Source organism: Planctobacterium marinum (genome assembly GCF_020687805.1).
Taxonomy (GTDB): domain Bacteria; phylum Pseudomonadota; class Gammaproteobacteria; order Enterobacterales; family Alteromonadaceae; genus Planctobacterium; species Planctobacterium marinum.
Map to the genome: position 1 here is coordinate 1 of NZ_JAJEWQ010000010.1, position 15,317 is coordinate 15,317.

Annotated in this window: 18 protein-coding genes; 12 read left to right on the plus strand and 6 right to left on the minus strand. The window is 43.6% G+C overall.

Going from position 1 to position 15,317, the window contains the following annotated elements; all coding sequences use genetic code 11:
* From dcd to LJ740_RS21810, 3 genes are all read left to right on the plus strand, one after another.
* A partial coding sequence (gene dcd, locus LJ740_RS21800) for a dCTP deaminase (RefSeq protein WP_229531256.1) occupies positions 1-2,075 on the plus strand: 2,075 nt, incomplete at its 5' end.
* Positions 2,076-2,081: 6 nt separating this feature from the next.
* A complete protein-coding gene (locus tag LJ740_RS21805; RefSeq protein ID WP_229531257.1) occupies positions 2,082-2,426 on the plus strand; it encodes a hypothetical protein in 345 nt (114 codons plus the stop codon).
* Positions 2,419-3,171 (plus strand): hypothetical protein, encoded by a 753-nt coding sequence (locus LJ740_RS21810; RefSeq protein ID WP_229531258.1) that lies wholly within the window; start codon positions 2,419-2,421, stop codon positions 3,169-3,171. Before LJ740_RS21805 ends, LJ740_RS21810 begins: the two co-directional genes overlap by 8 nt.
* Before the next feature lie 190 nt (positions 3,172-3,361).
* Here LJ740_RS21810 and LJ740_RS21815 read toward each other — a convergent pair whose 3' ends face one another.
* The gene (locus LJ740_RS21815; protein WP_229531259.1) at positions 3,362-3,700 is read right to left on the minus strand and encodes a hypothetical protein; all 339 of its coding nucleotides are present in this window, start codon (positions 3,698-3,700) and stop codon (positions 3,362-3,364) included.
* A gap of 133 nt (positions 3,701-3,833) precedes the next feature.
* Complete coding sequence (locus LJ740_RS21820; protein WP_229531260.1) at positions 3,834-4,622, minus strand: endonuclease; 789 nt, start codon at positions 4,620-4,622, stop codon at positions 3,834-3,836.
* Positions 4,623-4,705: 83 nt separating this feature from the next.
* Between LJ740_RS21820 and LJ740_RS21825 the strand changes: the two genes are divergently transcribed.
* Positions 4,706-4,954 (plus strand): hypothetical protein, encoded by a 249-nt coding sequence (locus LJ740_RS21825; RefSeq protein WP_229531261.1) that lies wholly within the window; start codon positions 4,706-4,708, stop codon positions 4,952-4,954.
* Between the two features lie 27 nt (positions 4,955-4,981).
* Here the strand turns inward: LJ740_RS21825 and LJ740_RS21830 are convergent, their stop codons facing one another.
* Entirely contained in the window at positions 4,982-5,383 is a 402-nt protein-coding gene (locus LJ740_RS21830) for a hypothetical protein (RefSeq protein WP_229531262.1), read from the minus strand.
* A gap of 38 nt (positions 5,384-5,421) precedes the next feature.
* Entirely contained in the window at positions 5,422-6,033 is a 612-nt protein-coding gene (locus tag LJ740_RS21835) for a hypothetical protein (RefSeq protein ID WP_229531263.1), read from the minus strand.
* A gap of 55 nt (positions 6,034-6,088) precedes the next feature.
* On the opposite strand from LJ740_RS21835, the gene LJ740_RS21840 reads away from it, so the two are divergent.
* Entirely contained in the window at positions 6,089-6,256 is a 168-nt protein-coding gene (locus LJ740_RS21840) for a hypothetical protein (RefSeq protein WP_229531264.1), read from the plus strand.
* 598 nt (positions 6,257-6,854) lie between these two features.
* Here LJ740_RS21840 and LJ740_RS21845 read toward each other — a convergent pair.
* On the minus strand, positions 6,855-7,079 hold the full coding sequence (locus LJ740_RS21845) for a hypothetical protein (RefSeq protein ID WP_229531265.1): 225 nt from the start codon (positions 7,077-7,079) through the stop codon (positions 6,855-6,857).
* A 130-nt stretch (positions 7,080-7,209) separates the two neighbouring features.
* Positions 7,210-8,523 carry a hypothetical protein gene (locus tag LJ740_RS21850; RefSeq protein WP_229531266.1) on the minus strand — a complete coding sequence of 438 codons (1,314 nt, stop codon included), beginning with the start codon at positions 8,521-8,523 and terminating at the stop codon, positions 7,210-7,212.
* 383 nt (positions 8,524-8,906) lie between these two features.
* On the opposite strand from LJ740_RS21850, the gene LJ740_RS21855 reads away from it, so the two are divergent.
* From LJ740_RS21855 to LJ740_RS21885, 7 genes are read left to right on the plus strand one after another with little or no spacing between them, the layout of a single operon-like run.
* The gene (locus LJ740_RS21855; protein WP_229531267.1) at positions 8,907-9,830 is read left to right on the plus strand and encodes a type IV pilus biogenesis protein PilM; all 924 of its coding nucleotides are present in this window, start codon (positions 8,907-8,909) and stop codon (positions 9,828-9,830) included.
* Entirely contained in the window at positions 9,827-10,474 is a 648-nt protein-coding gene (locus tag LJ740_RS23385; protein WP_229531268.1) for a PilN domain-containing protein, read from the plus strand. Before LJ740_RS21855 ends, LJ740_RS23385 begins: the two co-directional genes overlap by 4 nt.
* Positions 10,471-11,133: a type II secretion system protein GspM gene (gspM, locus tag LJ740_RS21865; protein ID WP_229531269.1), complete on the plus strand. Its 663-nt coding sequence runs from the start codon at positions 10,471-10,473 to the stop codon at positions 11,131-11,133. Before LJ740_RS23385 ends, gspM begins: the two co-directional genes overlap by 4 nt.
* A gap of 1 nt (position 11,134) precedes the next feature.
* Positions 11,135-11,533 (plus strand): hypothetical protein, encoded by a 399-nt coding sequence (locus LJ740_RS21870; protein WP_229531270.1) that lies wholly within the window; start codon positions 11,135-11,137, stop codon positions 11,531-11,533.
* On the plus strand, positions 11,523-13,178 hold the full coding sequence (mshL, locus tag LJ740_RS21875; RefSeq protein WP_377306647.1) for a pilus (MSHA type) biogenesis protein MshL: 1,656 nt from the start codon (positions 11,523-11,525) through the stop codon (positions 13,176-13,178). The genes LJ740_RS21870 and mshL overlap by 11 nt, the downstream gene beginning before the upstream one ends.
* A gap of 3 nt (positions 13,179-13,181) precedes the next feature.
* Entirely contained in the window at positions 13,182-14,108 is a 927-nt protein-coding gene (locus tag LJ740_RS21880; RefSeq protein ID WP_229531272.1) for an ExeA family protein, read from the plus strand.
* 5 nt (positions 14,109-14,113) lie between these two features.
* Entirely contained in the window at positions 14,114-15,316 is a 1,203-nt protein-coding gene (locus LJ740_RS21885) for a tetratricopeptide repeat protein (protein WP_229531273.1), read from the plus strand.
* The last annotated feature ends 1 nt before the right edge of the window (position 15,317 follow it).

The following is a 15,317-nucleotide window of genomic DNA, read 5'->3' on the forward strand; positions in this document are numbered from 1 at the left end:
GCAAGGATTTATACATGTCGCGGGAGCTGCTGTCTGAAATAAAAGGTCAACGAGTTAAGTCTTTAAATACACTGCTCGTTTCATTAAAGGAACACCAAGTAGATCCTCGGTTTAATCCTGTATTCGAGTTTATTTCAAAAGAGATAAATGATGCGGAGAGGCAAGATTCCTGCCTTTTTTCAACAATTACGTTACTTTCAAAAGTTGAAGTTTATTCCCAATTTGTAAGGATGCTGAAAAGCGCCTATGACAGCTCCCCATTTCAGTGGACACTCCCGCTCATTAAAGAATGCTACAAACGACTCAATATAGATCACGAGAATAGAATAATTATTCTCTATCATGAGCAAGATTCGTTAAACTTCAATGTCGTTGTTGATCTTTTTTCACAATTGGATAGCGACAATTTTGACGGGTACGACGGCAAGCTTCCTTGCATCGACCTGATCACTATACCCTATGAAATAGAAGACGAATTTGCACTAATGTCTTTGATAGGGCATGAGATTGGTCACGTATTCTGTCGGGTTTACGAATCACATCAAGTCTCGACTAAATTAAAGACCGTATTTTTGAATGAATTATCTGTTGAACAAGATAAATTAAAGGGGGGCGAATCTGCATCAGTTAACGAAAGACAAATCGAACTTTTTAACTATATTGATAATTTAGGGAATGAAAAGGAAAGCAAGCGCAGCAAAATGCTGAAAGATCTCACCAGCCAAATTGAAGAGTTCATTGCAGATACAATTGGTGCGTTTTTATTTGGTCCCGCGTTTGATTTCTACTGTATAAAGTTTTTACTTCCTTTAGACTCCCATGTTATTGAGTCTACCGGAACACACCCTCCCTCTGATGAAAGGATACACACTGCCTTAAAAAGAATGGAAGGGTATCGAACCATGGTCTCGGAAAAATCGGGTTTAAAGACTCCGTTGGATACAATGGTGAAGCTTTCCAAGGATGGCGTTGAAACATGTGAAGTTGAAAAAAGTGACGAAACCGACGGTCTTCATCTTAAACTTTTAAAATGTATTGACATCTTGAAAGAGGAATTAAAACCGGTTGAAAAGTTCGATGTTGCCAATTTCAATCAATGGAATGCAGTTCGGCAGGAAATGAATAATTTTCGACCTGCATTCGAAGACAGTAATGATGAGCTTGTTCGAGTTATTGGCCCAGTGGAGGCTTTAGTTGGTGGTGTAATCTACTACTATGGAAAATGTTATGAAAATAACGATCATTTGATTTGGGAAAACAAAGAGTTTTCCGAAGAGAGTGACAGCAAAGTCGAATTGATCAGAAACAAACTTTTTGAACACTTAAAATACTCCATTAGCCTATATGATTTTATTATTTCTAGCCGTAAGCGAGTGGACTTTGATGCATCCGTTAAAAAATTAGATGAAACGCTGTGGCAGCTACGAGGCTTTAAAAAAGATATTCGGAGTACAGTTCCGTTCAATGTCACCCCCACAATTAATCCGTCAAAACAATACTCATCGACATCGGTTGACTTAAGGCTTGGCCCGACATTTTATGTCCATAGTACTTCAAAATATACCCATTTAAATCCAAAACCAACGAATTGGACTGCTAACTCTGACGAAAAACAAAAGTGTCTCCAAGGATTTGAAAAAACTGAAAGCGTAATGTCTCAATCTGTTGAGTCTTTTTACCGAAAATACTACGTTCCACCAAAAGGAGATTTTATACTACACCCACACCAGTTTGTTTTGGCAGCAACGTTGGAATATATAACCTTACCACATGAATACTACGCCTTGGTTCTGGGACGCTCATCTTGGGGAAGACTGGGCTTGAATATCGCCACGGCAACGTCTGTACAAGCAGGATTTCGGGGTTGTCTAACACTAGAACTGCGTAATTTGGGCGAAACACCGTTACCACTCACAGTAGGTTCCCGAATCGCCCAACTCTGCCTTGTGCCTCTGGTCATTCAAGATTATGGTCCTGGATACGCGTATGGCGCTAATAAATACATCGGACCTGTAGGTCCAGAAATTCCAAAAATTCATCTGGACAACGATTGGGATATTCTAATTGACAGGTAAAGACTGATGAGAAAGTTTTCTGACATTAATGCAATCACATCTTTTGTTGACGGACTGAAGTTCATGAAATCCGACACCCGGTCAACGAGCAACAAAGAAAGTAATCGTAAGATACATGGAAAAGTCGCATTCAGGGTGTTGAGCGAAGTGATAGATTATCCAGGCGACAAGAAGTTGACTTTACAAGTACTCTCAAAAATTGTGCAATTGAAGGTCAATGTGTTGGCCAAATACTTAGCTTTGCTCGAAAAGAAGAAGCTTGTAACAATAAATGATGAGCGAATTGAACCCACAACGGAAGGTAGAGAGTTCTACAATCGTTTCAAAACGAAAATACTAGCAAATGACTGAATTAATAAAAGAGGTTTTTATTAACAGCGAATTTTTTTTCTACTTAATTACAGGTTTTATCGGTGTTGTTTTTGGGGCGACAGAGTTAATTTCGCGCTATAAGGAAAAACCTTTTCAGATACTTTTAGGTTCGCACTCGATCATTTACATGATGATTAATGCTGCTGCATCAGTTTTGGCACTTTACATTATACAAATTAACGAATTTACCTTTGGTATCCAGGCAAATAATGATGATGCGAAATTAGTGTTGGTGAAAATTCTGGTTGCAGGAATGGCCTCAATGACGCTCTTTAGATCGTCGCTCTTCAATTTAAAGATCGGTGAATCGGAGGTAAATGTGGGGCCTAACGCAATTCTTCAAATAATACTAAGGACGGTTGATCGAGAAGTTGATAGGAAAAATGCGGAAAAAAAAGCAGATGCCATTCCAAAAGAGATTAAATCTTTATCTCTCGATCTTATTTCAAATGATTTGCCAACTATTGCTTTGTCATTGATGTCTAACCTAGATAACGAGGAAATAGAACTATTTAGAATGAAAATGGCTAGAATAAGAGACAATACTCAGTTGTCTGAAACAACCAAAAAAATAGCAATAGCATGCTCGCTAAGTTCAATTGTAGGGGTTGATGTATTAAAAAAAGCTACGAAAATGTGCCGAGGAAGTGATGATGAAGTTGCTGAAACAATTGCCAATGAACTTGATATAAATGAAGATTTCATTAACGACCTCGAAAATTAACTACCCCACTTACGATTTATTGTTAAATTAGAAATGATATGAATATTCTATAGCTAACCTTAAATCCTTATCTTGGATTAGCTCACAAGTAGCACAGTATTTAGTGCATACTCCACGAAAAGCGCTATCTCGCTGCTAATTCCGATTTGAAAATCCATTTTCATTTACTTTTGTTGTAAAACTGGTGGATTTAAAACTTTTTAGTATTGTCAGAAAAAAGCCATTTGAGTGCATATACAGAAATAATCGCGGCTGGTACTGAAAGCAAAATTCCGTAAAAAGTTCTGAGCTCACTCTTCATAACGGCTGAGCCAAAATAATTCGTTGTTAACGCCCAAACCATAACCATAAGTGCCCAACTTGCTGAAATGAACAGGACCTTGTATATCTTGATGTCTATAGCATTGAGGTAAGAATGAGAGAACCCTGAACGGTTCGCGTTTCTTTTTGAGATAATGCCAACAACTGCAAATACTTCAGTAAACAGTGCTATCGATGTAGTGATTAAATTTAAAATTTCCGGGTCCATGCGAGTTGTATCCCTTAATACTGACATTCTGAATTTGAATGAAACATTCAAATATTTTTGTCCTAAAAAGCTAAATTCGACTAATGGTCAATTAAAAGCGTGCCAAAGTAATGTAAGTTCACCACCAATTCGGTTAATCGCATTTAGCACTAACAAAAGGATTACTGTTCCCCTGACTCGCCTCGATCCTTTTATCTCTCTCACACTCCCAGGGGTCTACAGGATCGTGATGATTCCAATGTTGCATCATTTGAAAAACCTCTGGTTCGAGCTTAATTTCCGGGTGTTGTTGAGACATGTAAAGATAAACTCTCGCGATATTCCCTTTTACATTGTCTGGCGGCTCAGCCAAGTTCTTATCAAAATTGACCTCAAAATCACAGGCTCCGTAATCACGTTTCTCACCTATGATTTCACCGAAAGGGTAATTAGAGCGATCACCGTTGAGCTCACCGACAGCCGGAGTGAGGTTATGCATATCGTCATGCGCTTTTTTAAACCACGGAACAAGTTTCTCCGCGCACTGTCGCCCGCCAATTGATTTGCCACTGCTGGTCTCACACTCCTCATAGTTTTGGTGATTCTTCCATTGGTCGAGGTGGTTACCAAAATATGACGCAGGCATTATATGCTCCCATTCTATCCGTGAAGCCCTGGCATTCGCTTTACCTGAACTTGTAACAGGCTTTCGGGGAACATAACCACAATTTTGCGGATATATCATCGTTTCAGTGATGTTACCGTCACCATCTTTGTCTTCGGTATCATCAAAGACATAGTCGCAACCACAGTAAAATGTAACGAGCCTGTCAAAATATACATCTTTTTCGGCCCGGCTTTTGGCCTGACTGAAACTAGATGGCCAACTTTGTGCTTGAGTAATAAGAGGCAGAGCGAGTGCAATTAAGAGTAACGTTTTCATATCCATGTTCCCTGTACTTTTGCGCTTCGAAGGGTTAAAAATAGACTCTTGTCACGAAAGAATCAATAGCGTCAGTAAACAACATGTATGTAGACAGTATATTCGATTACATAAAAATGGCTGGCACAGATGGGACGCTGGCTGGTGCAGCAGGTGGGTTGAAGATCCGAATAGAAGAATTGAAAGACTGGTCAAATTGGCGAGAGACAGGGAAATTTCCTGATGACAGTCAAATTGAAAAAATTGCTAGTTTTATTCAATGGGACTCAGGCGATACCAGAGAAGCTTTTATTGCCGCCAAGCTATTCTATACAAGCGTCTCTGGTCGCTGAGTTCTTGATCTGGCGATGGGCTGGTTGTTATTCAAAACCACTGTCGGCTAAATATAAATGGACTGTAGCTTTAATTGTCTCGTCTTTGGCCGATGGTAACTCATCAGTAATTTGATACTTTTTAGAACTTGAGAATAATGTCCATTCACTTTCATTTGCTACTTTTCTGGCTCTGATCTTACCATCCTGAAACCTGCTCAGCGCGCGATCGAATCCAGATTGAGCACCAATAGCATACGCCTCCAATATCAGGTCGTCGATTTCATTATTGATACCCGGCATTTTTTCCTTAATTTGCTCAATAATGCTTTGCAACTTCTCGGTTGGTTTGCCGCCATTTGCTTTCAGTTGGAATTCATTTTCGAATCTTGATACTACTTTATTAACTGATTGCGAATGGGCCTTAATTTTTATATCACGGACTGACATCAATAAATCCTTTTGCTAAATAGATTGTACTTTGTTGGTTAGGTTGATGGGTTAGAGGTCGAATATAGATTTGTGTAAGCTTCTCTATTGCGTTTTTCAGTTGCCGCAATTGCTTTGCGTGCGATTTCCTTTTGTTCATTAAAGATTGTTTCGGGTGACCACTCACCTTGTACGTAAGGTGGCAGTTTCGCCGCAGTTCTTAACTTTTCAGTTATTGAGCATGCCAATAAACCCAGTTCGGAGTACTTCAGTTTTCTCATATCAAAAAATTCTTCGAAATCTGGGCCGCTGGCTATATGTTCGGACACATCGGAAATATGCGCGTTGGCGTCATTTATTTTTTCAGGCAATGTCAACAATTCATAGAGTAACTCCTTGTCAAGGGATTGCCATGCAACGTCCAGTTTCATCGGTTCGAAATCTGGTGTGCGTACCTGAGGTTCCAGATAGTCTCTTTCTCCATATTTCCCATCATCGCAAACTACCTCTATGCATTTTGATATAAACGTCTCCAGTGAAGCCGATACAATGATCGCCAGGTAATAACGCTCTGTTTTTTGCCTTTTAATGGCAAAAAAGTAATCTTTGAACATTGATAAAGCGAAACCAAAAAAGCCGCCAAGAATGACAATAACAACCTTTTCCATCATCGGTTACATACCTGTCGATTTAATCATGCATTTTCCCCTTACATTCTGAAAGAGTATGTCTTCACTACATATACCTCAGTTCTATCAAAAAACCATGGGCTTTACTATGCTGAAGAATTGGTTTTTGGGTAAATTTGTTTTGCGCGGGCATGATGGTCTGGAATCGTCACTATTTAGTAAAAGAGCAGAAGTGATTTTCGGATATCCATTTCACTACAAATAGAATACTTTGCCTCGTTAAAAATGGGCACCCACGTCAATAACGTTATCTAATTAGGAGCCTTAAGGCAGTCAGATGCAGGGTAACCTTATTCTTTGCGTGACTAAGGTCATATGTTTAATTGAGTAAATCATGTTCAAAATTACATGACTGGTTTAGTTTTTCCTCATTATTTGTTATGATAAATCCATTAATTGCTTTGTTGTACATTGAAAAAATACAATTAAATCAAATGCTTGGTTATGTTGTTGGATTGAGGTGTAAAAAATAGCATTACTTCAATTTGTATTTTTACAATGTGACGTTGTAGGTGTCGAAATGAAGTGAAATAGCTAATGATTTTTGTTTTATACAATAATATAACAAAGCAAATAAAGGATTTTATCGGGACTACTCACACACACACTGAAGTTTTACATTTTAAACGGGTGGTTAACCGTTTTAGTTTTCCAACTTTTGCAATGTAAAGTTTCAATGAACAAAAACCCCGCCATCGCGGGGTTTTTTATTGCAGCAAAGCCGTATTCAGAGCAATCGAGGTTCCTAAAAATAACAAAGGCACCGGATAGGTGCCTTTGTTACAAATATTTATCCGGACGAGTTAGCCGCAAGCTACCTCACCGTAAACTGCCTTAACCAACATTTCGCTTTCGAGCAGCATTTCATTTTGTGCGGCTAACATGGATTGGTATTGCTGTTTAAGGTTTTCAAAACGCTCTTCTTTAGACGTACCAGAAGGGGCAACAACATAGTAAGTTGCAGGGGAAGCTGTTCTCGGCTTTTTGTGCTCTTTTACTGTTTTGACAATCTTCTGTTCTTTCATCATTTATCTCCGAGCCATTGCTCAAATTAAACTATGGGGCTAACACTGTCATTTGACTCTATATCGGCAAGTTACCACTTTTTTTGCCTAAAGGCATTAATGACTTGTCTCAAAATTGCATTTTGATTCTTGCCTAAGCTTCTGCATCTGTGTCCTGGGAATGGCAGAACTCTTTGTTTTTCATGTATAAATATAGCAGATTCGCGATCATGAGTACAAGCGGACGGGTAAACTCCTGAAACAATTCAGGAGACTTTATCAGGCCATCTTCCGGGCGATACAGGTTGATGACGGCATCAACTATCTGTCCTTTGTTTTTCAGCGGGCCAGAGGATATCTCTAATGGCACAGATAGAATAGAACCACAGTTTTCCTGGCTGTCATAATAGGACTGAATCGCTTCTTTTTGTCTGGCGACGTAGTTAGCGGGCAGATTGTCTATGATTTCTTTTACATCGTGAATTGATACGACCCGCCCTGTTTCAATCGCCTCCGGTGCGCCTTTTATGACGCCGGGGTGAGTTTCAGAGGTTAATTCCACCGGTAACATAATCGGTTGCAACAACACCTCGCCACCATCTTTGCTGTTGATTGCCAATTCAGGCAGCAAATACAGGCATTTTGCACAGCCCAGATTCAGTGTCTCTAAGGTACAGGGGTCAGGAAAAAAGTACCTTCCCCTCTCAAAAGCATCACCGGCGTCAGGAATATTAACGGCGTCTTCAGCTGATGTAACCACCATTATATTGGCCTCAAATAATCTCGCATTCGATATGGTCCACAAAGACGCTATGCGACACATTGAAGCCAGTGCTTTTTTGATTTGCTCTCTGGCACTTTCGGCGACCAGTCGCTTTTCGTCGTCACTTTGGGCTTCCCTGGCCATATCGGTGATAACGGATAACATGCCAAATGTCGTGGCTGTGCCCACTCCCATTGCCGTGAATGCTTCATCTTTTGGCATGGTGTTCAGTATCTTATCTAGCCGGGTGGTTGTTTCTCTTATCCTGGTTTGATAGTTGGAGGTTTCAATGTGTTCTCGCTTCCAACACCAATAACCCATGTGAACCAGAGAGAAAGCCAGTGCCCAGATGAAGGGCATATCAGAGGGCTGATTACTGGTAATCAGAGCAACAATGACCGAACCCACAATAGAAAAGGCCATAACCGCCATATAGCGCCAGGATTTGTCTTTACTGTTGTTGGTGGCATGGCGCAACACCGTTGACAGTATCAGTAATATCACCGTATAGACGCAGCTTCGGTATGCGTTTCCGGGGCTGAAAAAGTCTGAAACCTTGGGCAATATGAGCCAGTCAACATGCTTGTGCTGGTGATAAAATTCGCTCATAAAACTGCCGAACCCGAGCGTGACCACCAACAGAATTATATAGCCATCATAGCGGCTGAGGCTGTGCAGATATTTTTTGATAAAATCCATTTTCATGGTGGTGAATTCCATTTAGCAAAAAGGCATTGAGGTCGCGGGGTTATAGTCAACTGGCCCTACTATATCCGCAATTCAATGAGAATAAAACAGACCCTGCCAAAAGCCGGTACAATCCACAAAACGTATTGAATTACATAGTATTTTATACTTTTGTCGGATTGCTCAATGAAAAGACTCTGGGACAATAAACATCAGTTAATGCAGTAGCGTCAGGTGCTAATAGTCAGAAAAAGTCTAAGAAACCGACAAAGTTGCAGATAAATAATATGATAAGAGAGAGACGAGATATGGTGATTTTGCCCAGAGTTTGTTCTAATACCAAAAAATACAAGAATAAAAAGTAACATATGCGCATAGGTTGGAGAAAACTGATTTCCTACATGAATCGCAAGCCGTCCGGTTTCGCGTCGTTGGGGATCGAGTATGATGTCAACGGCCTGCATGTGTGTGCCACTCAGGATATTGATGGTCAGAAAACCTGGGTGCTTGATCAAACGCTTCCACTGCAGGACTGGCAAACTCAGTTAAAAGAACTGGTGTCTGAGCAGGGGCTAAACAACACAAAAACCACCCTCGTATTTGCCACCAAAAAATACAAACTGGTGCAAACCGATAAACCCGCCGTTCCTGAGGAAGAAATCGCTTCCGCATTGCAATGGTCCATAAAAGACCTGCTCATGACGCAAGATGAAGTGGTCATTGATTATTTTGATTTACCAGCACAAACCACCGGGGCCAATAAGGTCAATGTGGTTGCGATTCCCAAAGCCGAGTTATTTGAAGTATGTAAAGGCGTGCTGGAAGCCGGATTGTTTGTGGAAAGTGTGACGGTGGAAGAACTGGCTACCTGTGAGTTATTACCCAAAGACCAGGATGGTTATGTCACCATGTTTCAGGCTCCGGGCGCAGAGGTTTGTCTGAATATCGTCAAAGGCGGAAGAATGTACTTCTCGCGACGCATTAAAGGTTATGAACAAATCAGTACCTTCACTGAAATGGAATTGCAAATGGGGGTATCAGAAACACTCAGTGTTGAGTTACAGCGTTCTATGGACTTTTTTGAGAGCCAGTTGCGGCAAGCCCCGGTTAAACGCATTTATCTGAATCTGGATACCCAGCATCAGGCTGTGCTGGCGAAGTTGATCACTGATGCGATGCAGGTTGAAGCTGAGGCCTTTATCCCCGATTGTCCCAAGTTTGAATCATTGAGTTTTACCGATGCCTCATTAGCCGCATTGGGGGGCGCGTTTGCCACCACAGACAAAGCCTTACCGGTTGATGTCGAAGAAGGAGATGCCGCGTGAAGTACCGCGTTAACCTCTTTCCGGATGAACTGAAACCGAAACTAAATTTGTTTACTGCAGGATTTGTCCTGCTGATGTGGTTGTTTAGTGGGGTTGTGTTGTTTGCCATCAGTGAGCATTACCATCAGGAATATCGCGACATGCAGGTTGCTACCCGGGATATTCAGCAAAAATACACACAGCAGACTAAGATGTTGAAAATGCTCACCAATGCCCGTGATACCCGGGCGCAGGATCCGGCCCTGGTCTCTCAGGTGCAAAAACTACAAAATGAAGCACGTGATAAAGGACTGCTGCTGGATGAACTTCGCGGACGTGAGCAACTGAAAAATCAGGGCTTTTCTATGCTGATGGAAGATCTGGCGCTTAATCATGTGGATGGCGTTTGGTTAACGCGTATCAGCATTCACGAACAAAAAATTCGCATGGAAGGCGCCACCATTGAGTCTGCCAAAGTACCGTTTTGGGTGAGCCAGTTGCGCCAATCCAACTATTTTACCGGCCGCAGTTTTGCCGGTGCCAGAATGTTCAGAGATGACCAGGACAATCTGAATTTTGTTATCAGCTCTGATTTGGTAGAACTGGCAGTTGAAAAAGAAGTCCTGAAAAAAGCGGCGGGCGTTGCGGGAGCCGGGCAACCATGAATATTGATATAAAACGCTGGTCTGATGTGGAAGATAAGTTCGCGGAATTGTCGACCCGTGAAAAAACGCTGGCGCTGTTTAGCGGTTTGGTGGCCGTGTTGTTCGGTGGCTATGTGTGGTTAGTTGAGCCGGTACAAATTGAAATTGAAAAGCTAACCCGGACTGTGGAGAGGCAGAAGTCTCAATCGGGTCAGTTAGACACTCAAATTCAGGCCGTAGAATTAGAGCTCGCGGAAGATCCCAACGAACCCTTGCGCAAAAACCGCGAAAAGTTTGCACAGCAAATTACAGAGATAGATGAAAAGCTGCGTGAACAAACGGTGGATTTGATCCCGGCAAACAAAATGCCGGAGGTATTGGAAAAGATTTTAAGCCAGTCCAGAAAGCTCAAAGTGCTGCAGATGGAGTCTATTCCGCCGGTGAGGATGATGGACATCAATGCAGACAGCGGTGCCCGGGTTAATTTATTTCAGCATGGCGTGTTACTGGTCCTGGAAGGTGAATATGGCCATATTTGGGAGTATCTCAATGAAATTGAGTCGCTTGAGTGGCGCTTTTACTGGAAGCGATTTGATTACATTGTGGAGGAGCACCCCAAAGCCAGGGCGGAAATTGAATTGTATACCCTCAGCACCAGTAAAGCCTTTATTGGAGTCTGATATGCGAATGTTTGTGATGATATTGTGTTTATTGATGGCATCCGGGAATGTACTGGCACGACAGATATTGAAAGATCCTACGCGTCCGGCAAATAAAGCGGTTTTGGCCGTGGACGAAGAGGGCGGCGCGGCAACGCAGGACGGTGCGGCGCTGGGGAGTGCGTCCGGGCAGGGCAATAATGCCGCTTTCCCAAACGCAAAGTTATCCGCAATTGTGGTTACGGATCCTGTGAAATATGCAATAATTAACAATGAGGTGGTTTATGAAGGGGCTCACTGGCGCAATGTAATACTCAGCCAGGTGAAACCCTACAGTATCATTTTAAAATTAAACGACCTCGAAAAAGAAATAACAATAAGTAAAACAGATTTTATTACCGAATCAAATTATGATCATTAGATGCGCTATTCTGGTTTTCTTGTCGGTAATTCTGGCCGCGTGTCAGAGTTCCAGCCGTCCAGAAATGACACAACCCGCAAGGTCTGCACTGGGCCAGGCAATCTCTGAGGACGACGACGAACAGGGTGCCACTCAGCCACTACAGACCGTACCCCAGTCGGTGGCAGAAGCGCTGCGCCCCGAGCTTCCCGTACAAAAAGAGCGGGAGCTATTCGGCGAACCTCGCCTGGACATTCAGGCAAACCAGGTGGATGCCCGTACTTTCTTTTCCGGATTAGTTAAAAACAGCCACTACAGTATCGCCATACATCCTGAAGTACAGGGCAGTATTACTCTGGATCTGAAGCAGGTACGCCTGCAGGACGTGTTTGAAATTGTGCAGGAAATCTATGGCTACGATGTACAGCAAACCGGCAATGTATATCGGGTTTACCCCTCCGGGATCCGCACCGAAACATTCGCCGTCAACTATTTGCTTATGCAACGCGATGGCAGCACATCCAGTAGCGTCAGCACCGGCGGTGTATCGCAATTTGGTGGCAGCAGCGGTAATAATAACAGCGGCCTTGGGGGCGGTAATCGCGGCAACAATAACAGCAATAATCTTACCGGGTTAAGTGGCGGCGGCAACGGCACCACAATCTCAACCACAACTCAAACTAACTTCTGGGCGCAATTACAGGCCGCATTGATTTCTATGGTGGGCGCAGAGCAGGGGCGCAGTGTCGTGGTGTCGCCTCAGGCGGGCCTGGTTTCTGTAAGGGCTATGCCTGATGAATTGCGTCAGGTGCGCAAGTTTTTGCAGGCTTCTCAGGAAAGCGTGCAGCGTCAGGTGATTCTGGAAGCCCGGGTGATTGAACTGACATTAAGTGACGAGTACCAGCAGGGTATCAACTGGACCCAGATTCTGTCGCATTCCGGCTCTACCGATTTTCGCTTTGCAGCCGGAGCCACTACCTCCGGGAACGAAATAACCGGTGCCCTGGGGGGAATTTCCAGCCTGTCGTTTATCAATCAGGATTTCTCCGGGGTACTGTCTTTGTTGTCTACTCAGGGAAATGTGCAGGTGTTGTCCAGCCCAAGGGTAACGGCGCTCAATAATCAAAAAGCAGTCATCAAAGTGGGCAGTGATGAATACTTCGTTACCGATGTATCCAATCAAAGCACCACCAATGCCAGTACCACGTCAACGACACCAGATGTAGAATTAACCCCTTTCTTTTCCGGCATCGCCCTGGATGTCACTCCGCAAATTGACGAGCGCGGCAGTGTTCTGCTGCATGTTCATCCTTCTGTTATTGAGACTGAAGAGCAGCAAAAGGTGGTTACCATTAATCAGGAAGAACTGGTATTGCCACTGGCGCAAAGTAACATTCGTGAATCTGATACGGTTATTCAGGCGCGCTCCGGCGAAATAGTGGTGATTGGTGGCCTGATGTCCACCAGTACCACAGACAATATTTCCAAAACGCCCTTTGTCGGCGATATCCCGGTTCTGGGTAATCTGTTTCGCAATAAGCGCGAAGCTGTAGTGAAACGCGAACTGGTGATCCTGATCAAACCCACGGTGGTGAAACAAGGTACCTGGCAACAACAGTTGAAACAAAGTCAGGATTACATAGCTGACTGGTTGTATGTGGATTAAGTTATGTACCTGTATCATTTTGGTTTGCGGGAGTTACCTTTCACACTAACCCCCAACACCAGCTATTTTTACGGTTTACCCTGCCATAAAGAAGCGTTAGATGTAATTTTGCACGCGCTTAAAGCCGGTGAAGGGTTTATCAAAGTTACCGGCGAAGTGGGGACCGGCAAAACCCTGATATGCCGAAAAATTCTCAATGAGTTACCTGATCACTTCGTCACGGCTTATATTCCCAACCCTTATCTGTCACCGGAAGAATTGAGACGGGCAGTGGCGGCTGAACTTAAAGTCAATCTGAGCACTCAAACTGATCAACAGGAGTTTACTCAGCGAATACAGGAAAAGCTGATTGAGATCCATCAGGGCGGCAATTCCGTGGTGTTGATCATTGATGAAGCGCAGGCGTTACCCAGTGAAAGCCTTGAGGTGTTGCGCCTGTTTACCAATCTGGAAACCGAATCGCGTAAATTGTTGCAGGTGGTTTTGTTCGGGCAGCCAGAACTGGATACCAAAATCAGCAAGGGCGAGCTCAGACAATTAAAGCAACGCATTACATTTAGCTATGCGTTGCAAACCATGGACAGGGATCAACTTTATTTTTATCTGAAACATCGTCTCAGTGTAGCGGGCAATCGCTCCGAAGAAATTTTTAGTCGTCAGGTGTGTGGCTTGCTGCACAAGGCCTGCAGAGGAACCCCAAGAATAGTCAACGTTGTTGCTCACAAAGCATTGATGTTGGCCTATGGCGAAGGAAAGCATCGCGTGACTAAAGATCACGTAAAACTTGCCGTCAAAGATACAGATGCCTGTATACAACCAAGGTCGAATAGCCGGGTATCGATTTTTGTATTAATTTTGGCGTTATTATTGCTTTTGTTTATGTTCCGAAGCGAACTGACCAATTTTTTGACTGGAGCTGAATTACTGTGAGTGTCGTGAATAAGATGCTAAAGGATCTCGATGATCGTGGTGCCCATGAGCATGGGGACGGAAGCGATTATCAGGAGCCGCCAGAATCAAAGCGCATTCGCTATATGATTTTCTTTATTGCTTTTATTGGGGTCTCAGCTGCCGGATATTTCAGTTATCGGGCTATGGGTCCCGAGTATTTTGTCGATCTGTACACCCAGACCATGCAATTTATTTCAGGCGAAGAGCCAAAACAGCAACAAAGTAAAAAGGTGTCGGTCAACAGCGCGCTGGATCAGATGATGCCGACCCGGGGCGGCGTTCCGGTTATCGACGAGCCGGTGAAACCCCCGCAAGTTACAAACATGCAAAATGAACAGGAGTTGCTTGCGAAAAGCCAGCCTTCTGAAAGTGCTGTGCAAGCAACAACGGCCACGGCCAGCGCAGACGATGAGCAAAATCGACAAACAGCTGGTGATGCCGAAGACGATTTCGCCGAAGCCGACTTTGCTGCTACACAAAGCGCAGATAGCCAACCCCAGGCCAAAGAGGCCGGTAGCCAAAACACGGCAGAGCCGGTGGTAACCGTAGGGCAGACATTGGTACCTGTGGCACCCGGCAGAGGGAGCTTTGTTCAGGTAAGTGGTGTGGAAGGCGCTACCGCGCAAATCACTGAATTATCCAGCCTGGCTTCTCAGGCAGTGGCCGAAAACAATGTAGAAAGGGCCATAACCCTGTATCGTCAAATTCTCAATGTCGACTTTAAACAGCATGATATTCGCAAAAAGTTAGCCGTCTTGCTCTATTCCAACGGAAACAATGGTGCCGCCAGTGTGGTGTTGTCTGATGGCATCGATATCGCGCCGCAACGGGTGGATTTTCGTCTGATGTTGGCCCGGTTGTTTTATCGCGAGAAAAAGTTACGCGCAGCATACACAGTGCTTGAAGGTGTTGATCCTGATGTGCAGCGCAATATTGATTTTTATGGTTTAAAGGCCACCGTGGCGCAGGAGTTGGAACTCAACGCCGAATCTTCACATCTGTACGGAAGACTGGTGATCTTTGAACCCAACAGAGCGCAATGGTGGTTAGGTTTAGCGGTATCGCTGGATCGTATGTCGCAACGAGATGGTGCGCTAAAAGCCTACGAAAACGCCGCTGATTTGCGGCAGTTGTCAGCCTCAGCCAATGATTTTATAAAACAGAGAATTCTCGAGCTGGGGGGCTAGA